Source organism: Bradyrhizobium sp. CAR08 (assembly GCF_052871955.1).
In genome coordinates this window covers 39541-63754 of record NZ_JBIXJX010000013.1, presented here as the reverse complement: position 1 = coordinate 63754, position 24214 = coordinate 39541, and the positions used below count along the sequence as shown (strand labels likewise).

Genomic DNA, 24214 nt, shown 5'->3' with positions numbered 1-24214 from the left:
GATGGCATTCGCGCTCGGTCCTCGTGCGGCGTCGGCGGGCTACAAGCTCGCAGCTTTCGAACGGACCGGCTCGACCAATACCGAGGCGATCGAGCACGCGAGGCGCGGCGAACGCGGCCCGATGTGGTTCGTGACGTCGGAGCAGACCGCCGGCCGCGGCCGCCGCCAGCGCCCCTGGATCGCACCAAAGGGCAACCTTGCAGCCAGCGTCCTCGAAGTCCTGGACGTTGCCCCTTCCGTCGCCGCGACGATCGGCTTTGCGGCCGGGCTGGCCGAGGAGGCCGCCCTGGAGAAGGTCAGCCTGGAGGCTGCACTGCGCCTCGGCGAGGGCCGTCCCCGCTACGCCCTGAAATGGCCGAACGACGTGCTGGCCGGCGGCAAGAAGCTGGTCGGCATCGGCCTGGAGGCCGAAGCCATCGGCGACCGTCTTGCCATCGTCGTCGGCATCGGCACCAACGTCGTCGCCGCGCCCGAGGGTACGCCGACGCCTGCGGTGTCGCTGGCCGCGCTCGGCGTCCAGATCAGTGCGGAGGAGTTGTTCTCGGCGCTCTCCGATGCCTGGGTGGAATTCCGCGGTATCTGGGACAATGGCCGTGGCTTTGCCGAAATTCGCAAATTGTGGCTGGAGCGCGCCGCCGGCCTCGGCGAGCGGGTCGCGATCCACACGGGAGTGATGACGCTGGACGGCATTTTTGACACGATCGACGACACCGGCTGCCTGATCGTCCGCACCGCGGAGGGCCGGCGCGTGCCGGTCGCCGCGGGCGAGGTGTTCTTCGGCACGGCCGCCTCCGTGGGAGCTGCGTGATGGCGAAGCCGGAAGAACTGGTATTTGCACCGCTCGGCGGGGTCGGCGAGATCGGCATGAATTTGTCGATCTACGGCCTCGGCAACCGCCAGCAGCGCGCCTGGCTGGCGATCGATCTCGGCGTCTCCTTCGGCGACGAGGAGCATCTGCCGGGCATCGACCTGATCATGCCCGACGTCAGCTTCCTGGAGAAGGAACGCAAGAATCTGATGGGGCTGGTGCTGACCCACGCCCATGAGGATCATTTCGGCGCCATCATCGACCTTTGGCCGAAGCTGAAATGTCCGATCTACGCGACGCAGTTCAGCGCCGCGCTGTTCGAGGCCAAGTGCGCCGCCGAGCGCAATGCGCCCAAGATCCCGGTGACGGTGGTGCCGTCGGGCGGGCGCGTCGATATCGGCCCGTTCAACGTCGAGTTCATCCCGGTCGCGCATTCGATTCCGGAGTCGCATGCGCTCGCGATTCACACCGAAGTCGGCACGGTGCTGCACACCGGCGACTGGAAGATCGATCCGACCCCGATCATCGGCCGCCCGACCGACGAAAAGCGGCTGCGGGAGCTCGGCGATGCGGGCCTGCTCGCCCTGATCGGTGATTCCACCAACGCCGTGCGCGACGGCCGCTCACCCTCGGAGGCCGAGGTTGCGAGCTCCATCACCGAGCTCGTCAAGGCCGCCAAGGGCCGCGTCGCGGTCACGACCTTTGCCTCCAATGTCGCGCGCCTCAAGGCCGTCGCCATCGCTGCGAAGGCCGCCGACCGTGAGGTCGTCGTGGTCGGCCGCGCCATGGAACGCGTGGTGCAGGTCGCGCGCGAGACCGGCTATCTCGACGGCGTGCAGAGTTTCCGCTCCGCCGAGGTCTACGGTCATCTGCCGCAGGACAAGGTGCTGGCGCTCTGCACCGGCAGCCAGGGCGAGCCGCGTGCCGCGCTGGCGCGCATCGCCAATGACGACCATCCCGAGATCACGCTCAACCGTGGCGACAGCGTCATCTTCTCCTCGCGCACCATTCCCGGCAACGAGAAGGCGGTCGGGGCCATCATCAATGGCCTGGTCTTGCAGGGCGTGGAGGTCATCACCGACCGCGACCAGCTGGTCCATGTCTCCGGTCATCCCCGCCGCGACGAATTGCGCGACATGATCGCCTGGACCAGGCCGCAGCTCCTGATCCCCGTCCATGGCGAGGCCCTGCACCTGAATGAGCACGCCAAGCTCGCGCGTGCCGCCGGCGTGCCGCGCGTGCTGGTCTGCCGCAACGGCGATCTCGTCAAGCTCGGCCCCGGCGATCCCGGCATCATTGGGCAAGTGCCTGCGGGCCGTCTCTACAAGGACGGCACGATTCTGGAGGACTCCAAGTCCCGCGCGGTGGGCGAGCGGCGCCGCATGGCCTTCTCCGGCTGCGCCTTTGTCGCCATCGCCATGACGGAGCAGGGCGAGCTTGCCGACGATCCCGCGGTCGAACTCGTCGGTATCCCCGAGAAGAACAAAGCGGGCGAGCCCTTCGACGACCTCGTCTTCGACGCCGTGGTCTCCACCGTCGAGGGCCTGCCGAAGGCGCGCCGTCGCGACCCGGATGCGCTGGCGGAGTCGGTGCGACGCGCTGTCCGCTCCGTGATCAACGAACATTGGGGCAAAAAGCCCCCCTGTCTGGTACATGTGCTGACAGTGTAACGGGAGAGAAACATGCTGGGCCGGCTCAACCATGTCGCGATCGCGACCAAGGACGCCGTCAAGGCCGCCAAAATCTATGGCACCGCATTCGGGGCCCAGATCTCGGAGGCCGTCGCGCTGCCCGAGCATGGCGTCACCACGGTGTTCGCGACGCTGCCCAACACCAAGATCGAGTTCATCGAGCCGCTCGGCGAGGCCTCGCCGATCGCAAAGTTCCTGGACCGCAACGCCGACGGCGGCATCCACCACGTCTGCTACGAGGTGGTCGACATCATCGCCTCGCGCGACACGCTGGTGAAGGAGGGGGCAAGGGTGCTCGGCGACGGCGTGCCGAAGATCGGCGCCCACGGCAAGCCGGTGCTGTTCCTGCACCCGAAGGATTTTTCCGGCGCGCTGGTCGAAATCGAGCAGGCATAGGCCGAAGCCATGGCCATCCAGATCTCAACCGCGATCGCGATCTACTTCGTCATCTGGTGGGTCGCGCTGTTCCTGACGCTGCCGTTTGGCGTGCGCAGCCAGCACGAGGACGGCGTCGGAGTGCCGGGCAGCGACCCCGGTGCGCCGATCCTGACACGGATGGGGGGCAAGCTGATCTGGACCACCATCATCTCGGCGGTCATCTACGGGATCGCCATGGTCGCCTATCACGCCGGCTATTTGTCGATCGAGCGCCTGTCGAAATTGATGGGCATGCCGTTTTAGGATTTCGTGGTTGGCTTGGTTGGGGGAAGAATGACTTTTCAGCGGATCGTCGTCGCGCTTCTGGTGCTTATCGTCGCCGGTCTCGGTGCCATCGGCTATTTCGAGTGGAAGATGGCCGTGCAGGTGCGCACCCTGAAGGCGTTCGTCGAGGGCTATGTCTTCAATGAGGCCGTGATCGCCTGCGAGCAGGCCAAGAGCTCGACACCGTTCAAATGGAACGGCGGCAAGAGCACCGCGGTGATCGGCCTGAACTCGGTCAAAACAGACAAATACACCGTCAGCGCCAGCTACACGCTGGTGGCGGACAGCGTCTATTGTGAGTACGATCCGATCAAAAGAAAGGCCGAGATCGGCTCGAGCTTCCTGGAGCGGGAGTAACGATTCGGCCATGCCAAGCATGGGATGGGATCGTCATGGCGCAGGGGCAGGGGGACTACCGGATTTTGCATGAGGCGGCGTTGCGGGACTATCTCGCGGGCGTTGCGGATCTCGCCGCGACCCTCGGCGGCGAGCCGGCCTCCTGGTCGATCACCGAAGTCGGCGACGGCAATCTCAATCTCGTTTTCATCGTCAAGGGCGGCCGCGGCGGCGTCGCCGTGAAGCAGGCGCTGCCCTATGTCCGCTTGGTCGGCGAGAGCTGGCCGCTGCCGCTGTCCCGGGCGCATTACGAATATCTCGCTTTGTCGCGGCAGGCTGAGCTCGCGCCCGGCCTCGTGCCGGCGCTGCTGCATCACAAGGAGGCCCTGGCGCTGACGGTGATGGAGCTGCTCGAGCCCCACATCATCATGCGCAAGGGGATGGTTGCGGGGACTCGGTATCCGCGCTTTGTCGATGACATCACCACCTTCATGGCGCGGACATTGTTCTTCACCTCCGACCTCGCGGTGTCGGCGGCCGAGAAGAAGCAGGGCATCGCAGCTTTCGCCGGCAACCATTCGCTGTGCAAGATCACCGAGGATCTGATCTTCACCGATCCTTACCGAGTCGCCGAGCAGAACCGCTGGACCGCGCCATATCTCGATGCGCTCGCCGCAGAGCTGCGCGAGGATATGGACCTCCACGTCGCGATCTCCCGGTTGAAGCTGAAGTTCATGGCGAGCCCCGAGGCGCTGCTCCACGGCGACCTGCACACCGGCTCGATCATGGTCACGGGCGGCGAGACGCGGGTGATCGACCCCGAATTCGCGTTCTACGGCCCGATGGGTTTCGATGTCGGCGCCGTGCTGGCCAACCTCCTGATGGCCTATTTTGCCTCCGCCGGGCATGAGCGCACGCCGGGCGAACGGCGTGCTTTCGAGGCCTGGGTGCTGGAGACGGTGGAAACGGTCTGGAACGATTTTGCGCGAAAGTTCCTCGAGCTCTGGCGCGCTGGCGCCGCAGGCGATGCCTATCCCGCCTCACTGTTCGCCGGCGAGACAGGCGCGGCACGGCTGGAAGCCGAGCGGCAGGCCTACATGCAGCGGCTGTTCGCGGACACGGTCGGCTTCGCCGCGGCAAAAACCATCCGCCGCATCTTCGGCCTCGCCCACAATATCGACTTCGAGCTGATCGAGGATCCGCGCCGGCGCGCGATCAGCGAAGCACGCGCCGTCAGGCTGGCAAGGGCGATGATGCTCGAGGCGGGGGCATTTCCGACCATTGCGGACGTTACCGCTGCAGCGCGAAAATTGCGCGACTGGCAGCCGGAGTTCTAGCGGGCTTCTGCGCAAATCGGTGGGGCCCGCGCGCGACGCTCGCATACGTCACCCCCTTCAAGGTGCTTGCGCTCGACGTGCCGTGGATGGTCAACTCTCGGACCAGAGCACGGCTTGCGTTGTCGGAGGGACCATGATGTTCAGGATAGTGGCGATCGTCGCGGGTTTGGGGCTGGCGCTGGCGGCCTCGGCGGAGGCCCAGACGCCGCGCAAGGGCGGAACCATCCGCATGACCGCGCCTTATGGCTCGAGCTTCACCAGCCTGGACATTCTTACCACGCAACGCGCCCAGGACGAGATCTACGCCAAGGCCCTGCACCGGTCGCTCTACATCTGGAATTCCACGGAAGGCAAGCCTGTTCTGGAGCTCGCCAAGGAGGACGTCGTCTCGGGCGGAGGTCTCGTCCACACCTTCAAGCTGCGCGACGACGCCTATTTCCACAACGGCCGCAAGATGACGGCCGACGACATCATCTGGACCTACAACCGCATCATGGACGGCACCAAGGCTTATCCCGGTGCGCGCTATGTCCGCGTGATCGAGGGCGCGGCGGCGGTCGAGAAGGGCCAGGCCAAGGAGATCTCCGGCCTGAAGAAAGTCGACGACTTTACCATCGAGATGAAGCTGACCGAGAAGGTCGATCCAGGTTTCTACTTCTGGAACGCGATCACGTCGATCTATCCCGCCGACGAGGCCGCCAAGGAGAGCTTTCTCCAAAAGCCGATCGGCCTTGGGCCCTTCAAATTCGTCGAGCACGTGCCGGGATCGCGCATCGTGCTGGAGCGATGGGACCGGTTCTACAAGCCCGGCAAGCCCTACGCTAACAAGATCATCGTGTCGGTCATGGGCGAGGCCGCGGCACGCGATGTCGCCTTCCGCAACAAGGAGATCGACACCTCGGTGCTGGGACCGGCGCAATATGTCGCCTATCAGAACGACGCCGACCTCAAGGGCACGGTCGTGGAAGTCGCCGAGGTCTTTACCCGCTACATGGGGATGAATCCCGCGTTCAAGCCGTTCGCCGACAAGCGGGTCCGGCAGGCGATCAACTACGCGATCGACACCGACCTGATCATCAACAAGCTGGTCAAGGGCAAGGCCTACCGGGCCACCAGCTGGCTGCCGCTCACCTCTACCGCCTACGACAAGGCCATGAAGCCCTACGCCTTCGATCCCGCCAAGGCCAAGCAGCTGCTCGCCGACGCCGGCTATCCCTCAGGCTTCGAATTCGAATGGACCACCAGCCAGAACGAGAGCTGGGGTCTGCCGATCGTCTCGGCCGTGATCCCGATGCTGGACAGGGTGGGCATCAAGGCCAAGGTCAAGCAGGTCGAGACCGCGGTGCTGGCGGAGGTGGTTCGCAGCGGCGACTACCAGGCCTTTGTCTATTCGCAGGCGACCGGACCCGATCCGCAGGCCGCCCTCAAATGCTTCCACTCATCGACACCGCAGTCGGCCTGCAACTACATGAACTTCAAGAATGCCGAGTTCGACAAGCTGATCGACGAGGCCGGGCAGTCCGATGACGCTGCAAAGCGTACCCAGCTGCTGCAGAAGGCCAATGCTGTTCTCTACGAAGAGGCGCCGGTCTGGTTCTTCAACTACAACAAGGCGGTCATGGCCGTGCAGCCGTGGCTCAAGGGGGTTCAGCTGAATGCGACCGAACTGACCCATCAGAACGTCGAAGACCTCTGGGTCGACGAGACCTCGCCCGCGAAGTGACACGCGCTCTCGCGCTCCCTCCGTCGCCATGAACGACGGAGGGAGAGAGGAAAAGTGCCGATGCTCTCCTTCCTGTTCCGCCGCCTGCTGCAGACCATTCCGACCGTGCTCGCAGTGGTGGCTCTGGTGTTCGTGCTGTTCAGCGTCGTTCCCGGCAGCATCGTCTCGTCGATGAGCGACGATGCCGATCCGCAGGTCGAGCTGCGCATGAAGAAGCAGCTCGGGCTCGACGATCCCGTCTATGTCCGCTTCGGAGCCTACATCGCCAAGCTTGCGACGGGTGATTTCGGAACGTCGTTCCGGACGCGCGAGCCTGTGACGTTCATGATCGCCAAGCGGATATGGCCGACGCTCCAGCTCATCTTCACCGCCATGGCGTTTTCCGTCGTGATCGGTGTTCCCCTGGGTTTCATCGCCGCGCTGAAGCCGGGGGGTATCGTCGACACGCTGGCCATGGTCGTGGCGGTATCAGGCCTTTCGATCGCCAAATTCTGGCTCGGACTGGTGCTGATGTACTTGTTCGCGTTGAAGCTCGGCTGGCTGCCGAGTTTCGGCTATGGCGATGGCGGACTGAAATATCTGATCCTCCCGGCCGTGACGCTCGGCGTCTCGCCGATGGCGCTGTTCGCGCGGACGACACGCGCCGCGGTCCTCGAGATCATGACCGCGGATTTCGTCCGCACCGCGCGCTCCAAGGGCATGAGCGAGACCCGAGTCGTGAAGTGGCATGTGATGCGCAACGCGCTTGTCATCATTCTCACCACCGTCGGCCTGCAGTTCGGCGGGCTGATGGGGCAGGCGGTCGTGGTCGAGAAACTGTACTCCTGGCCGGGCATCGGCTCGCTGCTGGTCGACAGTGTCCTGCAGCGCGACATTCCGGCCGTCCAGGGCTCCATTCTTGTCGTGGTGCTGTCCTTTCTCGCTATCAATCTGCTGATCGACGTGCTCTACGGCGTGATCGATCCCAGGATCAGATACGCATGAAGCTCCGCGCCAATCTCATCATCGGTGGCGCGCTGTTCGCGCTTGCGATCCTGGTCGGCCTGCTCGCGCCATGGCTGGCGCATACCGATCCTGTCCTGGACGCCAATCTGCTCAACGCCGAAGAGCCTCCGAGCTGGACCTGGTGGTTCGGCACCGACGACCAGGGCCGCGACATCTATTCCCGCGTCGTCTATGGCGCGCGGGTTTCGCTGACGGTCGGCATCGTCTCGCAGCTCATCAATAGCGTCATCGGCGTCGCGTTGGGCCTGAGCGCCGGCTATTGGGGCGGCTGGTGGGACGATGTCGTCAACGGCCTGACCAATCTCATGCTCGCGATCCCCTCGCTGATCTTCGCGTTGGCCATCATGGCGGTGCTCGGTCCCGGCCTGACCAGCCTGCTGATCGCACTCGGCTTGACCAACTGGTCCTTCACGTGCCGGATCGCGCGGGCCTCGGCGCTGTCGCTGAGGAGCCAGGGCTATGTGCAGGCCGCGACCGTGCTCGGCTACGGCGATCTCCGCATCATGATCACGCAGCTGCTGCCGAACATGCTAGGGCCGATCGTCGTCATCGGCACGCTCGGCATGGGCAGCGCGGTCTTGTCCGAAGCCGCGTTGTCGTTCCTCGGCCTCGGCGTCCGCCCGCCGTTTCCGAGCTGGGGCAGCATGTTGTCGGATGCCCGCGATCAGATCACGACCGCGCCGTGGCTCTCGGTGTTTCCCGGCCTTGCGATCTTCCTGACGGTGCTCGGCCTCAATCTGCTCGGTGACGGCCTGCGCGACATTCTCGATCCGCAATCGCGGAGCCGGCGCACATGACCCGCACGCCGCTGATCGAAGTCGAGGATTTGCGTATCGATCTCGACGATGGATCGCGGCGCGTTGCGGCGGCCGAGGGCATTTCATTCCGCATCGATCGCGGCGAGACGTTCGGCCTTGTCGGCGAATCCGGCTGCGGCAAAAGCATCACGGCGCTGGCCTTGATCGGCCTGTTGCGGCAGCCGTTGTCGATCGGCGGCGGTGTCATCCGGTTTGAGGGACGGGAGATCCAGCACCTTTCAGCCGCCAGGCAACGGGATCTGCGCGGCAATCGCATCGCCATGATCTTCCAGGAGCCGATGACGGCGCTCAACCCGGTCTCGCCGGTGGGCCGGCAGATCGCCGAGATGTTCGTGCTGCACAAGGGCAAGAGCTGGCGGGAAGCCGATAGACTGGCGGTCGAGGCGCTGGCGAGCGTGCGCGTTCCCGCCCCGGAGCGGCGCGTGAAGGATTACCCGCACCAGCTGTCCGGCGGCATGCGCCAGCGCGTGATGATCGCCATCGCGCTCGCTTGCGGTCCGGATCTCCTGATCGCCGACGAGCCGACCACGGCGCTCGACGTGACCGTGCAAGCCGAAATCATCGAGCTGATGCGGAATCTGTGTGCCGAGCGGGGAACCGCAATCCTGATGATCAGCCACGATCTGGGGCTGGTCGCCAATGTCTGCCGCCGCGTGGCCGTGATGTATGCCGGCCGCATCGTCGAGGAGCGCGGCTCGGCCGATATTTTCCGGGCACCCTCGCACCCCTATACGCGAGGCCTGGTTGCCTCGCTGCCGCGGCTCGGCAGTCGCGCAGCGCTTGGCCGCACCCGCCTGACGGAGATCGCGGGTGTGGTCCCGGCCATCACGAATTTCCCCAACGGCTGCCGGTTCAATCCGCGTTGCGCGCAGGCGACCGATATTTGCCGGACCACCCCGCCGGAAGCGGATTTGCTGGACGCCGGCGGCCTGGTCAGGTGTCACCACCATGCATGAGCCGCAAGCTAGTTTGGTTGAAACACGGCCGGACGACGATGTCATTCTCAGCGTCAGAGATCTCGCGGTCCATTTTCCGCTCGGAGGCGGCCTGCTCGGGCGCGGCCGGCGGCTGCTCCGTGCCGTTGACGGCGTCGATCTCACCCTGAAGCGGGGCGAATGCCTCGGCCTCGTCGGCGAGTCCGGCTCCGGCAAGTCGACGGTCGCATTGTCGATCCTTGGCCTCGTGACCCCGACGCGCGGCCGCATCGTGCTGGACGGACAGGACGTGACCAACCGACCATCCGGCGATCGGAAGGCGCTGGCCCGCATCGTGCAGATCGTGTTTCAGGATCCCTACGCCTCGCTCAATCCGCGCCAGACCGTTCGCCGCACGCTGGAAGATCCCCTGCGCGTGCATGGCGTCACGGCCAAGAGCGAGATCGAGGACCGCGTCGCGAAGATGCTGCGGCATGTGGGCCTGCGGCCGGAGCAGGCCGACCGCTACCCGCATGAATTCTCAGGCGGCCAGCGCCAGCGCATCGGCATTGCGCGTGCGCTGATCCTCAATCCGAAGATCGTCATCTGCGATGAACCGGTCTCGGCGCTCGACGTCTCGATCCGCGCCCAGATCATCAATCTGCTGCTGGAATTGAAGGAAACGCTCGGCCTCTCCTACATCATGATCAGCCACGATCTCGGCGTCGTCGAACACATGAGCGACAAGGTCGCCGTGATGTATCTCGGCCGCATCGTCGAGAACGGCCACTGGCGCGAGATCTTCGAACGGCCCGCGCACCCCTATACGCAAGCCCTGATCGCCGCCATCCCCGATCCCTTGCGCCATGCGCCGCTGGCGACGACAGGGGGCGACCTTCCCAACCCGCTCAATCCGCCGAACGGATGCGCATTCAGCCCGCGATGCCGGTATGCGGAGGCTGTGTGTCGGCGCGAGCCGGGGCCTGTGCTTGAAACGCGGGCGGACGGGCACGCGGTGAGGTGTTGGCGAAGTGACGAAATTGGTGCAGCGAGCGTCGCTCTATCTCCGTTACCCTCCGTGCCGGTCGAGCCTATCGTCTGCCACCAACCAGACGAGGGCGGCGATTCGCTATCGAGTTCTCCGCCGGCAGCGCACGCAGCCACGCGCGAAAACTGACGATCTCCGGACAATCCGCGGTGCCTTCAGGCGAAACCAGCCAATCACCCAAACCCGATCCCTGATCGATCCGGTCGCAGCGATAGCCGGGATGGTGGCCGAGGCCGCGGGCGAGCAACAGGTCGACCTTGCCTTCGACCAATTCGTGCAGGCCGGCCGGGTGCAGCACCCGCAAGCCGATCTCCGCATGCGTGCTGCGAAACGCCGCAAGGTCGAGGCGGCGGAGGTCGAAGCCGCCATGGATGCCCAATTGCAGCAGCACCGCACCTGCCGGTTTCAATTGCGAGGTCGCCTCCGCAATGTGGCGAAAGCCTTCGGAGACGCCGGGCAGATAGGCCTGACCGGCGACGGTGAGGACGAGCTGCTTATGCAGCCGCTCGAAGAGCTGCACGCCGAGGCGCGCCTCCAGCGCCTTCACCTGCTGCCCCACGGCGGCGGGCGTCACGTGCAGCTCGTGTGCGGCCAGTTTGAAGCTGAGATGCCGCGCGGCGGCCTCGAAGGCGCGCAGCGCGTTGAGTGGGGGAAGGGCGTAGGTCATCGGGCTCCATTTTGACACTGATGGGCTGTGGCCTTGCAATAGATTTTCTTGCGCTGAACCGCAGCAATGATGCTTTGCGGAGCGGTGATGGCGCCGGATACGGTCCGACCCGCAATCCGGAGAAACCTCGTGCCCCCAGCTCACCTCGTCAGCCACAATCCCGCAACAGTCCATGCGCCTGCCGGCGGCTACTGCATGGGACTTGAATTGACGCAGTATCGCCGCCTGTTGTTCATCAGCGGCCAGGTGCCGGAGAGACTCGACGGCACCGTGCCCGAAGGTTTCGAGGCGCAGTGCGAGCAGGCCTGGCGCAATTTGATCGAGGTGCTTGCTGCCGCCGGCCTTGGCATCGCGCATCTGGTCAAGGTCACCACGTTCCTGACTGACCGCAATCAACTCGTGACCAACCGCTCCATTCGTCGCGCGATGCTGGGCGAACACCAGCCTGCGCTGACGGTCGTGATCGTCGAGACCGTCGACAGCAAATGGCTGCTGGAGATCGAGGCGATCGCCGCGGAGTGAACCAGCCGACTTTGCAATGAGCCAATCATATCGGGTGTCCCATGGCTGAGATCATCCATCCGTTTTACGAAGCGCATCGCGGTGCAATGGAGGCCGCCATGCGCGATCGGCTCGATTTGGCCGAAGCGATGTTGCGTGAGTGCGCGCAACTTTCCGAGATCGACGAGATCAGGCGCGAGGTGATGGACGAGTTCGAAATCGTGCTCACCCAAATGCCCTATGTCGGCGGCGCGGCAAGCCGCATGAGCGATTTCTTCATGCGTCTGATGGGTTTTATGGCCATCAGCCGGGTGCTGCGGCGCCACGGCGTGCCGGTGCCTGTGATCGGCGAGATCGAGCGGGAAACCTACAAGGCGCAATTGCTCACCGCGCCTGAAGCGGAGCGTCTCGCCTCAGGGCGTCAATTCATGTCGCCGGAGAACCAGGCCTTGCTGCGCGAGCAGGCGGCAAGAAGCGCGACTGAAAGCCATCAGACCGAATTTCCGGAAGATTTCGTCTACGATTTCGTCGAGCCTGATACGGGTGACAGTTTTGAGTTCGGCATCAACTACAAGGCTTGCGGCTTCTGCAAACTCGCGGCGCGCCATGGCGACAAGGACATTTTGCCGAACATCTGCGGGCTCGATTTCGTTGCCTACGCAGCGCGAGGCATCCGGCTGGAAAGGACACAGACGTTAGCGGGCGGTGCGAGCCACTGCAATTTCCGGTTCTCGCGGCTTGCGCCGGATGAGAAAGCGGAGAGCTAAGCCGCGTTCTCATGCTCCGCGATCGAGGTGAGGCTGGATTGCCCCTGCTGTCACGTCGTCATTGCGAGCGCAGCGAAGCAATCCAGAATCTTTCCGCGGCGGCAGCCTGGATTGCTTCGCTGCGCTCGCAATGACGGAGTTTGGGGAGCGACCCTGAGCCCATCCGCGCCCGCTGCCACGATGACATCCTGCTCCTGTTTTGCCCGACGAGTCAAATGCCGCCACGGTCGCAGCTACACAATTTCGGGTTTTTGTAAGTCGTTGAATTCCCTCACAGTCTCTACTGTGCATGGGGTTGTTTTCGCGCTTTTTGTTTTGAGGGGCGGCTATTCCACCGCTTTCTCCCTCAGCCGCTGCGCATAAACATTGATCACCAGCGCTGCCAGCAGGATCAGGCCGCGGATCAGGATTTTCAGGAAGCTGTCGATGTTGACGTGGTCGAGGCCGTTGTTGAGAACACCGAGAACGAAGAGACCGACGATGGTGTTGCCGATGCCGCCGCGGCCGCCGAACAGGCTGGTGCCGCCGACGACGACGGCAGCGATGGAGTCGAGTAGATAGGTGTCGAACTCGTTCTGCTGCGCGCTGCCGAAATGAGCGACACCGAGCATGCCGCCGATCCCGGAGCACACCGCCGAAATGACCATCACCGCGCCAAGGATGAGCTTGACGTTAAGGCCGGAATATTCGGCCGCCTCGCGGTTGCCGCCGACCATGTAGACGTAGCGGCCGAAGCGCGTGTAGGTCAGCACCAGATGTCCCAAGAGGAGCATGATCGCGGCGACGATGACGATCCATGGGATGCCGCCGATCGATCCGGAGCCGAGCGTGGTGATCACGCCGGGCACCTTGTAGGCGATCTGGCCCCGCACCAGCAGCGCCGAGATGCCGGCCGCGATCTGCATCATCGCCAAGGTCATGATGAAGGAGGGGATGCCGATCACGGTCAGTCCCAGCGCATTGACGAGGCCGAGAAACGCGCACAGCAAAATGGCCAGCAGGATCGCTGCGGCCCCGGGCAGGGGAATGTTGGGAATGTTGACGTAGGATTCCTGGAGCGTGAAGTAGGCGACCGCGATTCCGGTGACGTTGGCGATGCTGGCGATCGAGAGGTCGATCTCCGCGCAGAGGATCACGAAGGTGAGGCCGACGGCGATGATGCCTGTGACGGAGACCTGCGTCAGGATGTTGCCGAGATTGTCCAGCGTCGCGAACGACGGACTGGCCAGCGCGAAGAAGCCGGACAGGAAGATCAGCGTCAGGAACGGGGCGATGTTGCGCATCTGCGAGCGCAGGAAGGGCGCAAGCCCTCGCGTCCGCTGCCCCGCCGCCAAAGCCGTGTCACTGCTTGCCATGGTGCTTCTCCGTCACGCCGCTTCCAGCAGGCGGTCCTTGCTGACCGGCTCGTTCTTGAATTCGCGCACCAATGCGCCGCGCTTGAGCACCAGGATGCGGTCGGCCAGCGACAGCACCGTTTCCGGCTCGGTCGACAGCACGATGATCGCGAGCCCCCTGGCGCGGAGATCACGGACGATGTTGATGACGTCGTTCTTGGCGCCGACATCCATGCCGCGAGTGGGCTCGCAGAGCACCAGCAGTTTTGGCGGATAGGTCAGCCATTTCGCCAGCGCGACTTTCTGTTGGTTGCCGCCGGAGAGCATGCCGAGATCGAGGCCGACCACGGGCGGCCTGATCTGGAGCTGCTCGACCTGGCGCTTTGCGATGTCGCGCTCCTGCGCCGGCTTGAGCAGCAACGCCGAGATGCGATCGAGGATGCTGATCGAGATGTTCTTGTAAACCGGCTCCTGGTGAAACAGCATCGCGCGCCGGCTCTCCGGCACCAGCGCCACCCCGGCGCGCCGCGCCGCCGCCGTGCTCGCGAAGGTCTTGGGCTTGCCCTCGACAGCGAGCGTGCCGCCGTCCGGCTTCAGCTTGCCGAACAAGATGCGCGACAGCTCCTGCTGGCCGCAGCCCATGAAGCCGTAGATGCCGAGCACTTCGCCGGCGCGCGCCTCGAAGGAGATGTCCTTCAGGCTGCGGGCCAGCGACAGCTGGTCGACCCTTAGGACAACCGAGCTGTCGCTCGGTTGGGGCAGCATCAAATCGTCGCTGTAGCTGTGCTCGAGCGCTTCGCCGCCGCGGCCGATCATGGCCTCGATCAGCTCGCCCTTGTTGGTCGCGGCACTTGCCGTCTCCGCGACCTTCCGCCCGTTGCGGAACACGGTGACCGTGTCGGACACGCGCAAGATGTCCTCGATGAAATGCGAGATGAAGACGATCGCCGTGCCTTCCTCGCGCAGGCGCCGCAGGGTCGCGAACAATCGCTCGACCTCGGGCGGAGAGAGGGCGGACGTCGGCTCGTCCAGGATGACGATGCGCGCGCCGGAGAACAGCACGCGCGCGATCTCGATCAGCTGCTGCAGCCCAATCGGGAGGTCGCCGAGCCTGCTCATCGGATCGACGTCGATGCCGAAGCGGGCGAGCTGCTCGCCGGCCTCCCGCGCCATCCGCCGCCATTGCACGAGGCCGAGGGCGTTGGTCGGCTGGTTGCCCAGAAACACGTTCTCCGCAACCGTGAGGTCGGGCGCGACGGAGAGCTCCTGGTGCACCATGGCGATGCCGGCGCTGTGGGCATCGCGGGCCGACCGGAAATGCATCTCCTGTCCGTCGATCAGGAAGCGGCCGGAGAATTCGGTGTGCACGCCGGCGATGATCTTCATCAGCGTGCTTTTTCCCGCGCCGTTCTCGCCGACGAGACCATGGATCTCGCCGGGTGAAAGCGCGAAGTCGACACCACGAAGCGCCTCGACGCCGCCGAAGCTCTTCGTGATGCCCTGCAGTTCCAGAATGGGTGAACGATCCTCTCGCATGGAGGCTCAGATCAGGAAATGATCCTGCATCCACTGCATGCCGGCGGCGTTGGCCTTGGTCACGACCGGACCGTCGGTGACGACGTTCTTCGGGATGCCCTGTCCGCTCTTTTCGCCGCCGGCCACGGCGGAGACGCCCGCAATGATGGCGCCGCCATGAATGCGGCAGGACGGATTGCGCACGGTGGCGAACATGCGGCCTTCGCTGACCGCCTGGATCGCCGGCGGCATCGCATCCACACCGCCGATCAGGATGTTGGTGCGGCCCCGCGCCTTCATGATGTTGGCGGCGGCGAGCGCCATGTCGTCATTGTGGAAGAACGCCGCGTCGATCTGCGGATACTTCGTCAGGTAGGTTTCCCAGAGACGCGCGGTCTTCGACACATCCCAGTCGGCCGGCTGGGTGTCGAGCACCTCGATCCCAGGGAATTGCTTCACGACGTTGTTGAAGCCCTTGGCGCGGCCCTGCGCGCCGGTGTGGCCGAGGGCTCCTTGCGTCATGATGATCTTGCCCTTGCCGCCCATGGCGTTGCACAGCGCCTGCGTCACCGAGGCGCCCATGAACTCGTTATCGGGGGCGAGGAAGGAGTGGACGTTGATCTGGTCGAGCGGCGCAATCAGCGTGTCCATGTCGATCACGGGCGTGCCGGCGTCGATCATCTTCTGCACCGGCTGGGTGAGCGTGCCGATGCCAAAAGCCTGGATCGCGACGAAGTCCCATTTCTGCGAGGCCATGTTGTCGATCGCCGCGCGCTGCTTCACGGCATCGAGCTGGCCGTCGAACCAGGTGACCTCGACATTGAACAGCTTGCCCCAGAATTCCGCGGCCTGCTTGCCCTGCGCGCACCAGGTCGCCTGGAGGCCCGCGTTGGAGAACGCCGCCTTCAGCGGCTTCTCGCTTCGTCCGACTTCGGCTGCAAGGGCGGGGTTTATGCCTATGCTGCCGAGGATGGCAGTCGCGGCGCCGGCGGTTGCTGCCGCCTGAAGAAGATCGCGCCTCGTCGTCGAGAAATCTTTCGTCCCGGACATCGCTCGCTCCCATACAATTCTATCTCGGCGCGTCATTGATTGCGCGACCGATGTTCGAAAGTGTCTCACAAGAGTTGGTACCACTCAATCCGCAATCAACGGCGGGGTCGCCGCGAGCCCGTGTTGGTGCAGCGCAAAGCGTCAGGCCGGGGCGCCGGCGAACGCGTCGATCTCGATGAGCAATCGGTCCCATGCCTGCGCCATGTCCGGCGACCATTCATCGCGGAGAAGATCGCGCAGCGTATCCCTGATGACGGTGAAGAAGGCGATGAACAGCTCGCGCGGCGTGCCGTAGCCATCGTGCGATACGACCTCGCATGTGATCAGCCGGAATTGCCCGCGGCGATCACCGGCGAAGTCGAGAATGGCCTCGATCGTGAGAGCCAGCATCGATCCCATCACGAGTTCGCTGCCTTGGGTGCGGAACATCGCCCGCGTTTCGGGATGCTGTTCGAACAGCCGTTGATAGACGTGTGGCGTGAGATCGGTGCAGCGCGAGGCTGCAAGTTCAAAGCTCTGTTCGATCGGATTGGGAGGAGCATTCATCGGTGCTTTAGCCCCGCAGACAAAAAAAGAGCGGGGCCCTAGCCCCGCTCGAAAATTGTGTCGACCCTATTATCCCCGATTCTAAGATTTGATCTTGATTGGCGGGGCGACGCTGCATTTTGCGCGTCAGGGGCTCCTCCCGAGACTTGGACCACCAGACTTCGACCTCGCGGCCAGCCTGAGCAAAAGGATGCTAGATCAACTTTTCTCACTTGTCATCATTTTCGGCAACGAATGTTCAAAATTCGAGCAATTGACGAAATGATCGGACGGCCGGCCGCATAAGTGTATGACAAATATAAGAAATCTGTGGATGGGCCAGGTCTCGACTGCCTCAAATCCCGGAGGTCCCCTCCCTTGGGCCGGCCGGACCACAGTTTCCGGGGAATTTGCGCGGGACCAAGAAGGCGGCGGAACCGGGCTCGACTTGGCCATCCGCCGGTGTTTAGTTAGTAGACGAACAAACGGTTCGGCGGATGCGCGCACGGCTGCAAAAATTCCTACCTCTGGTCCTGCTTGCCCTAGTTATGCAGGTGCTGGCGCCGATTGCCGCCTGTCTGGCGGCCGGCCAGGCCGTGGCCGATCCGCTGTCCGCCGCCGTCATCTGCCACAGCGCAGGCGAGCAAGGCGGGCTGAACGATCCGGCGGGTACGCCGGTCGCACATGCCGGTACGTGTGCCCTCTGTTGCCTGGCGCAGGTGGGCGCGTCGCCCGATTCGCCGCCGCACGCCGCACTCTCCGTTCCCTTGCGCCACGCCCAGCGCGTGGTGTGGCACGCGGCGGAGGCATTCGCCGGCGCGGCCCATAAGGGTACAAACGCCCAGGCGCGCGCCCCGCCTCAATTTTCCTGACGACTCTCGTGATCGCCGCGGTCCGCCGCAGGCGATTGATGCTGTCGAATGGCCGGAGAGAAAGCCCGGCGTCAGGAATGCCCCATGTTACGTTGTCATGCCCGCCTTGGCGTGAGCGTCGTTGCCATTCAGGCCGCGCTGCTTGCGTCGTCGAGCGGAGCCTTTGCCCAAGACAGCAGCGCAGTGCTGCCGCCGATCACGGTTGAGGCGCCTCACCAGAAGCGTACGCCGGCGGTCCGACCGCCACGCAATTCTGCGCGATCGGCCCGCATCACCCGAAGCCTGCGAACGACCCCATCACCGCAGGAAACCGTGAGCGACCAGAGTGCAGGGGCTCCGGGTGCCCTGACGGTTCTGACTGCTCAACAAGCGCTGGCGGAAATTGACCAGACTCCGGGCGGCGTGGCGCTCGTCTCGGCCGATGCCTACAGGAACTCGACGCCGTCCAACACGATCAAGGATGTTCTGGATTACGTGCCCGGCGTGTACGCCCAGCCCAAATGGGGCGACGACACCCGTCTTTCGATTCGCGGATCCGGCCTGTCGCGCAATTTTCATCTGCGCGGCGTGCAGCTCTATATGGACGGCATTCCGATCAACACCGCGGATGGCTATGGCGATTTCCAGGAGATTGATCCGAGCGCCTACAAATATGTCGAAGTCTTCAAGGGCGGCAATGCGCTTCAGTTTGGCGCCAATTCGCTGGGGGGCGCGATCAACTTTGTGACCCCGACTGGCCGCGACTCGTTTCCGAACGGTGTATCCTTCGATGTCGGAGGATTCGGCTACAAACGACTTCAGGCGAACGCGGGAGGCGTCAACGGGCGGTGGGATGGTTTCGTGACCGCTTCCGCGCAGGCCGCAGACGGATTTCGCGATCACAGCTTCGGCTCGAGCAACCGTTTGAGCGGTAATGTGGGCTATCAGTTCTCCGCGGATGTCGAGACACGGTTCTACCTCAATGCCAACGAGGTGCGGCAGCGAATTCCGGGTACCGTGACCAAGACGTCCGCTTTGACCGATCCGGAAGCTGCTGCACCGGCGAATGTTGCGATGGATCAGCAGCGCAATATCGACACTGTCAGGCTCGCCAACAAAACCACCGTTCGTTTCGATGACACCAAAGTCGAATTCGGCGCCTTTGGCGTCGATCGGCATTTGATGCATCCGATTTTCCAGTGGCTGGACTACCGTTACAAGGACTACGGCGGATTCGCGAAGATCACGGATGACCGCACCATTGGCGGCTTCCGCAACAGGTTGGTCGCGGGCGTCCAGGTGCTGAACGGCAGCATCGACAACCAGCAGTTCGCCAACATCGGCGGGAGGAAGGGCGCTCTGCTTTCTTCCTCGATCGATCGGTCGGAGAACACCTCCGCCTATATCGAAGACAGCTTCTACGTCCTTCCAAATCTTGCATTGATCGGCGGCACGCAATTTCTGTACGCGACCCGTAATCGGCAGGATCGTTTCCTCAGCGACGGGGATCAATCGGGGGCGACGCGCTTTAATCTCTGGTCGCCGAAAAGCGGTCTGTTGTGGCAAATCGATCCGGCTTGGCAGGCCTTCGCCAATGTCTCGCGGAGTGCCGAGGTGCCGAGCTTCGGCGAAAGCGCGATCGGTCTCGGCATTCCGACGATCCCGTTCACCAGCATCCGCCCGCAGATTGCGACCACGTACGAAATCGGGACTCGCATGAAGCGATCTGATTATGCCTGGGAACTGACGGCCTACCGGGCCAACATTCGCGACGAATTGCAATGCCTCTATAGTGCTTTCGGCAATTGCAATGTGACCAATGCCGACCGCACCATCCATCAGGGCGTCGAGGCCGGCGCGGGCGCAGCCATCTTTCGTGACATCTTCGTCAATGGCCCGGCGCCGGACAAGATCTGGCTAAATGTCGCCTATTCCTTCAACGACTTCCGCTTCGACAAAGATCCGATCTTCGGAAACAATCGATTGCCGGGAGCCCCAACTCACTATTTGCGCACGGAGCTTCTCTACAAGCACCCTACCGGTTTCTATGTTGGACCCAACGTAGAATGGGTGCCACAGGCCTACTTCGTCGACAGCATGAACACGCTGACGACAGAGCCTTACGCCCTGTTGGGATTGAAAGCCGGATTCGACAATGGCGGCCCGATGTCTGCCTACATCGAGGGGCGCAATCTCACCAACAAGACCTACATAGCCAGCGCCAGCATCATCGATCGAGCGACGGCGACGTCAGCATTGTTTGAGCCGGGTACTGGAAGAGCAGTATACGCTGGAATGAGGTATCGATGGTGACGCTCTATGCTCGGCTCCGCGGCAGGCCCGCATTCCGAATGCCGATGCTGACGGCGGCGGAAAGTGATCGCAAGAATGCAGGGCCATTCTTGGCCCGATCAATCGAGAAAGAGGCAATCAACATGAAGAATATCGGACGAACTCTCCTTGCGATTTCAGTGTTGCTGACCGCCTGTGCCGTCGCGCAGGCCGAGGACATCAAGGCCGGCGATCTCGTCATCTCGCAACCGTGGAGCCGGGCGACGCCGGGCGGCGCCAAGGTCGCCGGCGGCTATCTCACCATCGAGAACAAGGGCACAGTGGCCGACAAGCTGGTCAGCGTTTCCGCGGATATCGCGGGGAAGGCCGAGGTTCACGAGATGGCGATGGAGAACGGCGTGATGAAGATGCGCCTGCTCGACAAGGGCCTGGTGATCGATCCCGGCAAGACGGTGAAGTTCGCCCCCGGCGGCTACCACCTCATGCTCCAGGAGCTGAAGGGCCCCTTCAAGCAGGGCGACAAGGTGCCAGTGACGCTTCAGTTCGAGAAGGCCGGCAAGGTCGCCGTTTCCCTCGACGTCCAGGGCGTCGGCGCGCAGGCGCCCGGCGACAGTGGGCACATGATGAAGAAAATGCCTGATCATTCTGGAATGAAGATGTGACGAGCATGATCTGGACCTTTGGGAGATCCAATATGTCGAAGCGAACCTGGCTGATTGTTCTGAGCGTATTTGCGGCAACGCCAGCGACTGCGCACGTCTTCCTCGAAGGCAAGCAGGCAACCGTGGGGGGATCGTACAAGGCCGTCTTCGCTGTCCCGCACGGTTGCGCCGGCTCGCCCACGGTGAAAATCCGGGTGCAGATCCCGGAAGGCGTGATCGCGGTGAAACCGATGCCGAAGGCGGGCTGGAGTGTTGACGTGGTCGAGGGCAAATATGCCAGCGAATACGACTATCACGGCAACAAGCTTTCGTCCGGCGTCAAGGAGGTGACCTGGTCCGGCGGTAAGCTGCCGGACAAGAACTATGACGAGTTCGTCATGCACACGGCCCTGACCGACACGCTCAAACCGAACACAATCCTGTACTTCCCCGTCGTCCAGGAATGCGAGACCGGCGTCAGCCGCTGGATCGAGATCCCCGCGGAGGGGGCAGGGCATTCGCACGAGGGCAAGTCACCGGCGCCGGGCGTAAAACTTCTGCCAAAACCCTGATGCGCCTGCTCGCCGCGCTGGCGACGCTGCTTCTCGTTGTCGGCTTCGCGACCGGCGCCTCGGCGCACGCGGCGCTCGTCGCGGTCGAGCCGGCGAGCGGCAGCATGCTCGCGAGCGCGCCGAAGGCGGTGGAGTTGCGCTTCAATGAGACAGTGACGCCGGGCGCGATCCGGCTGATCGACGGCGCGGGCAGGGCGCGGGATGATGTGCGCGTCAACGCATCGGGCGAGACCATCTCGGTCGCGATGCCGATGGACATGCCGCAGGGCACGGCGGTCGTCAGCTATCGCGTGATCTCGCAGGACGGCCATCCCGTTACGGGATCGGTGATCTTCTCTATCGGCACGCCGACGGGGACGCAACCTCCCGCAAACGCCGATCGCGGATTGAACGTGCTGATCTGGCTGGCGCGGGTCGGTCTCTATCTTGGCCTGTTCGTCGGCGTCGGCGGCGTTTTCTTTGCACGCTGGGTTGCGTGGTCGATGACCGGCATAACCATTCCGTGCGTGGCGCTTGCCATCGGCGTCCCGAGCGCGGTGGCGTCCCTTGGTGTGTTGGGGCTGGATCTCCTCGGGCTACCGTTGTCGGCTCTCGCGACGATGGCTCCCTGGAAAGTGGCATTCGGGACCAGCGCGGGCCCCGCCTTGCTCGTGGCCGTCGCTGCAATGCTGTTCGCATTGCTGGCGCTAGGCAGCGCGTGGTGCGCGCGCGCTCTGGCCATTATTGCCTTCGTCGGCGTCGGCTTGTCGCTGGCAATGACCGGGCACGCCGCTACGGCACCGCCCGAACTGTTGACCCGGCCGGCGATCTTTCTCCATGGTCTTGGTGTTGCCTTCTGGATTGGAGCCCTCGCACCGCTGGTCGCCCTGTTATCGAAGCGGCCCGCCGTGGCATTGCCTGTCGTGAACCGCTTTTCTCGCCTCGCCGCGCCGGTCGTTGGTGTTCTCGCATTGACCGGCCTCGCGCTCGCCATCGTCCAGCTTGAGAATCCGTCTGCATTGGTCGAGACCCGCTACGGGCTCATCCTCTCGATCAAGCTCGCGCTGGTCCTCGTGCTGTTGGCGCTTGCCGCGCTCAACCGCTTCCGCCTGACCCCGGCGCTGGCGGGAGATCACAAGGCTGCGCCGGCCCTGAAGCGCTCGATCGTGATCGAATGCGCCATCGCGCTAGGCATCTTCGCCGTCGTTGCCGGCTGGCGCTTCACGCCGCCGCCGCGAACGATCGTTCCGGAGACGCCGCTGGCGATCCACATCCACACCGACAGGGCGATGTTTCAGGTCCTGGTCTCGCCGGGTAAGGCGGGTGTCGACGACTTCGTGCTGCAGCTCATCACTGGCGAGGGGGCGGTTCTCGAGGCCAAGGAGGTGACGCTGACGCTGAGCCTGCCCGAACGCGGCATCGAGCCGATGGAGCGGAACGCCTCGCTCGGGCCGGACCGCTACTGGCACGTGCGCAAGGTCGAGCTGCCCTTTGCGGGCCGCTGGCATGTGCGGATCGACGCGCTGGTGAGCGATTTCGAGAAGATCACGCTGGAGGACGAGCTTGAGGTGGCGGCGCCCTGAATCGGGCTCTTCGGCACATCACGTCGAATCTGAAGTCGACGGAAAAATGACAGGAATTCCGCTGTGTTAGCGGGTTTTCCTCATTCCCGGTCTTGTGTTTTGGCTCCCAATCCGGTTTCACTGCGAGTCATCACTGATTCCTCGAGTATTGCCATGCGGTTGTCGCGGTTCTTTCTGCCCATTCTGAAGGAAAATCCGAAAGAGGCGGAGATCGTCTCGCATCGGCTGATGCTGCGTGCCGGCATGATCCGGCAGGAGGCCGCCGGCATCTATGCCTGGCTGCCGCTCGGTTTCCGCGTGCTCAAGAAGATCGAGCAGATCGTGCGCGAGGAGCAGGACCGCTCTGGCGCGCTGGAACTGTTGATGCCGACGCTGCAGCTTGCCGACCTCTGGCGCGAGAGCGGCCGCTACGATGCCTATGGCCCCGAGATGCTGCGCATCGCCGACCGGCACAAGCGTGAGCTGCTGTATGGCCCGACCAACGAGGAAATGATCACCGAGATCTTCCGCGCCTATGTGAAGTCCTACAAGAGCCTGCCGCTGAATCTCTATCATATTCAATGGAAATTCCGCGACGAGCAGCGTCCGCGCTTCGGCGTGATGCGCGGCCGCGAGTTCCTGATGAAGGACGCCTATTCATTCGACCTCAACGAGGCCGCGGCGCGCGTCGCCTACAACAAGATGTTCGTCGCGTATTTGCGCACCTTCGCGCGGATGGGGCTGAAGGCGATCCCGATGCGCGCCGAGACCGGCCCGATCGGCGGCGATCTCAGTCATGAGTTCATTGTGCTGGCCGAGACCGGCGAATCCGGCGTGTTCATCAATCGCGACGTGCTGGACCTGCCGGTGCCGGGCGAGGACGTCGACTATGAGAGCGATTTGACGCCGATCATCAAGCAATGGACCTCGGTCTATGCGGCGACGGAAGACGTTCACGACGCCGCGCGCTTCGAGCAGGAAGTGCCCGCGGACAAGCGGGTGAACACCCGCGGTATCGAGGTCGGGCAGATCTTCTATTTCGGCACGAAGTATTCCGAGGCGATGAAGGCGCTGGTGGCAGGCCCCGACGGTGTCGACGTGCCGATCCACGGCGGCTCCTACGGCGTCGGCGTCTCGCGCCTGCTCGGCGCCATTATCGAGGCCTGCCATGACGATGCCGGCATCAAATGGCCGGAGGCCGTTGCCCCGTTCCGCGTGTCGATTCTCAACCTCAAGCAGGGCGATGCCGCGGTCGATGCGGCCTGCGAGAAGCTCTATGCGGAGCTGTCCGCCAAGTGCGTCGACGTGCTCTACGACGACACCGACCAGCGCGCCGGAGCCAAATTCGCCGCCGCCGACCTGATCGGCATTCCGTGGCAGATCATGATCGGGCCGAAAGGGCTCGCCGACGGCAACGTCGAGCTCAAGCGGCGAAGTGACGGCGCCCGCGAGATCATGTCGCCTGCGGACGCGGTCGCAAGACTTGTGGGCTGATAAGGCTGGTCGGCTGAATATTGTTCATCGCCCGAGATCGCGGCCGCCAATCCGGCCACATTTGACCCCGAATCATGGGACT

General features: G+C 63.8%; 24 protein-coding genes. 19 read left to right on the top strand and 5 right to left on the bottom strand.

What is annotated here, in order from left to right; genetic code table 11:
* Window position 1: 1 nt before the first annotated feature.
* From ACIPUD_RS25690 to ACIPUD_RS25640, 11 genes are all read left to right on the top strand, one after another.
* Window positions 2-808, top strand: a complete 807-nt coding sequence (locus ACIPUD_RS25690) for a biotin--[acetyl-CoA-carboxylase] ligase (RefSeq protein ID WP_085394843.1) — start codon at window positions 2-4, stop codon at window positions 806-808.
* A complete protein-coding gene (locus ACIPUD_RS25685) occupies window positions 808-2478 on the top strand; it encodes a ribonuclease J (RefSeq protein WP_018455079.1) in 1671 nt (556 codons plus the stop codon). Before ACIPUD_RS25690 ends, ACIPUD_RS25685 begins: the two co-directional genes overlap by 1 nt.
* Window positions 2479-2490: 12 nt before the next feature.
* Window positions 2491-2895, top strand: a complete 405-nt coding sequence (mce, locus tag ACIPUD_RS25680) for a methylmalonyl-CoA epimerase (protein WP_018455078.1) — start codon at window positions 2491-2493, stop codon at window positions 2893-2895.
* Window positions 2896-2904: 9 nt separating this feature from the next.
* Window positions 2905-3180, top strand: coding sequence for a DUF1467 family protein (locus tag ACIPUD_RS25675; RefSeq protein ID WP_018455077.1), 276 nt, complete (start codon window positions 2905-2907; stop codon window positions 3178-3180).
* 30 nt (window positions 3181-3210) lie between these two features.
* Window positions 3211-3558, top strand: coding sequence for a hypothetical protein (locus ACIPUD_RS25670; protein WP_446481780.1), 348 nt, complete (start codon window positions 3211-3213; stop codon window positions 3556-3558).
* A 35-nt stretch (window positions 3559-3593) separates the two neighbouring features.
* Complete coding sequence (mtnK, locus tag ACIPUD_RS25665; protein ID WP_446481779.1) at window positions 3594-4874, top strand: S-methyl-5-thioribose kinase; 1281 nt, start codon at window positions 3594-3596, stop codon at window positions 4872-4874.
* A gap of 133 nt (window positions 4875-5007) precedes the next feature.
* Entirely contained in the window at window positions 5008-6597 is a 1590-nt protein-coding gene (locus tag ACIPUD_RS25660) for an ABC transporter substrate-binding protein (RefSeq protein ID WP_446481778.1), read from the top strand.
* Window positions 6598-6657: 60 nt separating this feature from the next.
* Window positions 6658-7581 (top strand): ABC transporter permease, encoded by a 924-nt coding sequence (locus tag ACIPUD_RS25655; RefSeq protein WP_018455074.1) that lies wholly within the window; start codon window positions 6658-6660, stop codon window positions 7579-7581.
* Window positions 7578-8399 (top strand): ABC transporter permease, encoded by an 822-nt coding sequence (locus tag ACIPUD_RS25650; RefSeq protein ID WP_007603580.1) that lies wholly within the window; start codon window positions 7578-7580, stop codon window positions 8397-8399. Before ACIPUD_RS25655 ends, ACIPUD_RS25650 begins: the two co-directional genes overlap by 4 nt.
* Window positions 8396-9376 carry an ABC transporter ATP-binding protein gene (locus tag ACIPUD_RS25645; RefSeq protein ID WP_018455073.1) on the top strand — a complete coding sequence of 327 codons (981 nt, stop codon included), beginning with the start codon at window positions 8396-8398 and terminating at the stop codon, window positions 9374-9376. The genes ACIPUD_RS25650 and ACIPUD_RS25645 overlap by 4 nt, the downstream gene beginning before the upstream one ends.
* Window positions 9369-10511, top strand: a complete 1143-nt coding sequence (locus tag ACIPUD_RS25640) for an ABC transporter ATP-binding protein (protein ID WP_051112980.1) — start codon at window positions 9369-9371, stop codon at window positions 10509-10511. Before ACIPUD_RS25645 ends, ACIPUD_RS25640 begins: the two co-directional genes overlap by 8 nt.
* Here the strand turns inward: ACIPUD_RS25640 and ACIPUD_RS25635 are convergent.
* A complete protein-coding gene (locus ACIPUD_RS25635; RefSeq protein WP_026232872.1) occupies window positions 10426-11049 on the bottom strand; it encodes a LysR family transcriptional regulator in 624 nt (207 codons plus the stop codon). The two genes, ACIPUD_RS25640 and ACIPUD_RS25635, sit on opposite strands and share 86 nt — an antisense overlap.
* A gap of 129 nt (window positions 11050-11178) precedes the next feature.
* Here ACIPUD_RS25635 and ACIPUD_RS25630 point away from each other — a divergent pair, with 129 nt between their 5' ends.
* Window positions 11179-11571 (top strand): RidA family protein, encoded by a 393-nt coding sequence (locus ACIPUD_RS25630; RefSeq protein ID WP_026232871.1) that lies wholly within the window; start codon window positions 11179-11181, stop codon window positions 11569-11571.
* A gap of 41 nt (window positions 11572-11612) precedes the next feature.
* Window positions 11613-12317 (top strand): L-2-amino-thiazoline-4-carboxylic acid hydrolase, encoded by a 705-nt coding sequence (locus ACIPUD_RS25625; RefSeq protein ID WP_204511342.1) that lies wholly within the window; start codon window positions 11613-11615, stop codon window positions 12315-12317.
* A gap of 326 nt (window positions 12318-12643) precedes the next feature.
* Here ACIPUD_RS25625 and ACIPUD_RS25620 read toward each other — a convergent pair whose 3' ends face one another.
* The 4 genes from ACIPUD_RS25620 to ACIPUD_RS25605 all read right to left on the bottom strand — a co-directional run bounded on the left by ACIPUD_RS25620 (window position 12644) and on the right by ACIPUD_RS25605 (window position 16762).
* Window positions 12644-13672: an ABC transporter permease gene (locus ACIPUD_RS25620; RefSeq protein WP_085353317.1), complete on the bottom strand. Its 1029-nt coding sequence runs from the start codon at window positions 13670-13672 to the stop codon at window positions 12644-12646.
* Between the two features lie 12 nt (window positions 13673-13684).
* Window positions 13685-15187: a sugar ABC transporter ATP-binding protein gene (locus tag ACIPUD_RS25615; protein ID WP_446481777.1), complete on the bottom strand. Its 1503-nt coding sequence runs from the start codon at window positions 15185-15187 to the stop codon at window positions 13685-13687.
* A gap of 6 nt (window positions 15188-15193) precedes the next feature.
* Window positions 15194-16216 carry a sugar ABC transporter substrate-binding protein gene (locus ACIPUD_RS25610; RefSeq protein ID WP_018455066.1) on the bottom strand — a complete coding sequence of 341 codons (1023 nt, stop codon included), beginning with the start codon at window positions 16214-16216 and terminating at the stop codon, window positions 15194-15196.
* A 141-nt stretch (window positions 16217-16357) separates the two neighbouring features.
* A complete protein-coding gene (locus ACIPUD_RS25605) occupies window positions 16358-16762 on the bottom strand; it encodes a globin (protein ID WP_446481776.1) in 405 nt (134 codons plus the stop codon).
* A gap of 476 nt (window positions 16763-17238) precedes the next feature.
* Between ACIPUD_RS25605 and ACIPUD_RS25600 the strand changes: the two genes are divergently transcribed.
* The 6 genes from ACIPUD_RS25600 (at window position 17239) to proS (ending at window position 24132) form a co-directional block, all read left to right on the top strand.
* Window positions 17239-17613 carry a DUF2946 family protein gene (locus ACIPUD_RS25600; protein ID WP_085394838.1) on the top strand — a complete coding sequence of 125 codons (375 nt, stop codon included), beginning with the start codon at window positions 17239-17241 and terminating at the stop codon, window positions 17611-17613.
* An 84-nt stretch (window positions 17614-17697) separates the two neighbouring features.
* On the top strand, window positions 17698-19905 hold the full coding sequence (locus ACIPUD_RS25595) for a TonB-dependent receptor family protein (protein ID WP_446481775.1): 2208 nt from the start codon (window positions 17698-17700) through the stop codon (window positions 19903-19905).
* A 122-nt stretch (window positions 19906-20027) separates the two neighbouring features.
* The gene (locus ACIPUD_RS25590) at window positions 20028-20546 is read left to right on the top strand and encodes a copper chaperone PCu(A)C (RefSeq protein WP_026232867.1); all 519 of its coding nucleotides are present in this window, start codon (window positions 20028-20030) and stop codon (window positions 20544-20546) included.
* 32 nt (window positions 20547-20578) lie between these two features.
* Window positions 20579-21097: a YcnI family copper-binding membrane protein gene (locus tag ACIPUD_RS25585; RefSeq protein ID WP_018455060.1), complete on the top strand. Its 519-nt coding sequence runs from the start codon at window positions 20579-20581 to the stop codon at window positions 21095-21097.
* A complete protein-coding gene (locus tag ACIPUD_RS25580) occupies window positions 21097-22659 on the top strand; it encodes a copper resistance CopC/CopD family protein (protein ID WP_446481774.1) in 1563 nt (520 codons plus the stop codon). Before ACIPUD_RS25585 ends, ACIPUD_RS25580 begins: the two co-directional genes overlap by 1 nt.
* Before the next feature lie 153 nt (window positions 22660-22812).
* Window positions 22813-24132, top strand: a complete 1320-nt coding sequence (proS, locus tag ACIPUD_RS25575; RefSeq protein ID WP_085353302.1) for a proline--tRNA ligase — start codon at window positions 22813-22815, stop codon at window positions 24130-24132.
* Window positions 24133-24214 lie beyond the last annotated feature (82 nt).

Coding starts and splice junctions, on each gene's coding strand:
- ACIPUD_RS25670 (WP_446481780.1), top strand. CDS start 3,211: ATGACTTTTCAGCGGATCGTCGTCGCGCTTCTGGTGCTTATCGTCGCC.
- ACIPUD_RS25645 (WP_018455073.1), top strand. CDS start 8,396: ATGACCCGCACGCCGCTGATCGAAGTCGAGGATTTGCGTATCGATCTC.
- ACIPUD_RS25675 (WP_018455077.1), top strand. CDS start 2,905: ATGGCCATCCAGATCTCAACCGCGATCGCGATCTACTTCGTCATCTGG.
- ACIPUD_RS25625 (WP_204511342.1), top strand. CDS start 11,613: ATGGCTGAGATCATCCATCCGTTTTACGAAGCGCATCGCGGTGCAATG.
- proS (WP_085353302.1), top strand. CDS start 22,813: ATGCGGTTGTCGCGGTTCTTTCTGCCCATTCTGAAGGAAAATCCGAAA.
- mce (WP_018455078.1), top strand. CDS start 2,491: ATGCTGGGCCGGCTCAACCATGTCGCGATCGCGACCAAGGACGCCGTC.
- ACIPUD_RS25650 (WP_007603580.1), top strand. CDS start 7,578: ATGAAGCTCCGCGCCAATCTCATCATCGGTGGCGCGCTGTTCGCGCTT.
- ACIPUD_RS25690 (WP_085394843.1), top strand. CDS start 2: ATGGCATTCGCGCTCGGTCCTCGTGCGGCGTCGGCGGGCTACAAGCTC.
- ACIPUD_RS25615 (WP_446481777.1), bottom strand. CDS start 15,187: ATGCGAGAGGATCGTTCACCCATTCTGGAACTGCAGGGCATCACGAAG.
- ACIPUD_RS25600 (WP_085394838.1), top strand. CDS start 17,239: ATGCGCGCACGGCTGCAAAAATTCCTACCTCTGGTCCTGCTTGCCCTA.
- ACIPUD_RS25585 (WP_018455060.1), top strand. CDS start 20,579: ATGTCGAAGCGAACCTGGCTGATTGTTCTGAGCGTATTTGCGGCAACG.
- ACIPUD_RS25660 (WP_446481778.1), top strand. CDS start 5,008: ATGATGTTCAGGATAGTGGCGATCGTCGCGGGTTTGGGGCTGGCGCTG.
- ACIPUD_RS25655 (WP_018455074.1), top strand. CDS start 6,658: ATGCTCTCCTTCCTGTTCCGCCGCCTGCTGCAGACCATTCCGACCGTG.
- mtnK (WP_446481779.1), top strand. CDS start 3,594: ATGGCGCAGGGGCAGGGGGACTACCGGATTTTGCATGAGGCGGCGTTG.
- ACIPUD_RS25685 (WP_018455079.1), top strand. CDS start 808: ATGGCGAAGCCGGAAGAACTGGTATTTGCACCGCTCGGCGGGGTCGGC.
- ACIPUD_RS25635 (WP_026232872.1), bottom strand. CDS start 11,049: ATGACCTACGCCCTTCCCCCACTCAACGCGCTGCGCGCCTTCGAGGCC.
- ACIPUD_RS25605 (WP_446481776.1), bottom strand. CDS start 16,762: ATGAATGCTCCTCCCAATCCGATCGAACAGAGCTTTGAACTTGCAGCC.
- ACIPUD_RS25620 (WP_085353317.1), bottom strand. CDS start 13,672: ATGGCAAGCAGTGACACGGCTTTGGCGGCGGGGCAGCGGACGCGAGGG.
- ACIPUD_RS25580 (WP_446481774.1), top strand. CDS start 21,097: ATGCGCCTGCTCGCCGCGCTGGCGACGCTGCTTCTCGTTGTCGGCTTC.
- ACIPUD_RS25590 (WP_026232867.1), top strand. CDS start 20,028: ATGAAGAATATCGGACGAACTCTCCTTGCGATTTCAGTGTTGCTGACC.
- ACIPUD_RS25610 (WP_018455066.1), bottom strand. CDS start 16,216: ATGTCCGGGACGAAAGATTTCTCGACGACGAGGCGCGATCTTCTTCAG.
- ACIPUD_RS25640 (WP_051112980.1), top strand. CDS start 9,369: ATGCATGAGCCGCAAGCTAGTTTGGTTGAAACACGGCCGGACGACGAT.
- ACIPUD_RS25595 (WP_446481775.1), top strand. CDS start 17,698: ATGTTACGTTGTCATGCCCGCCTTGGCGTGAGCGTCGTTGCCATTCAG.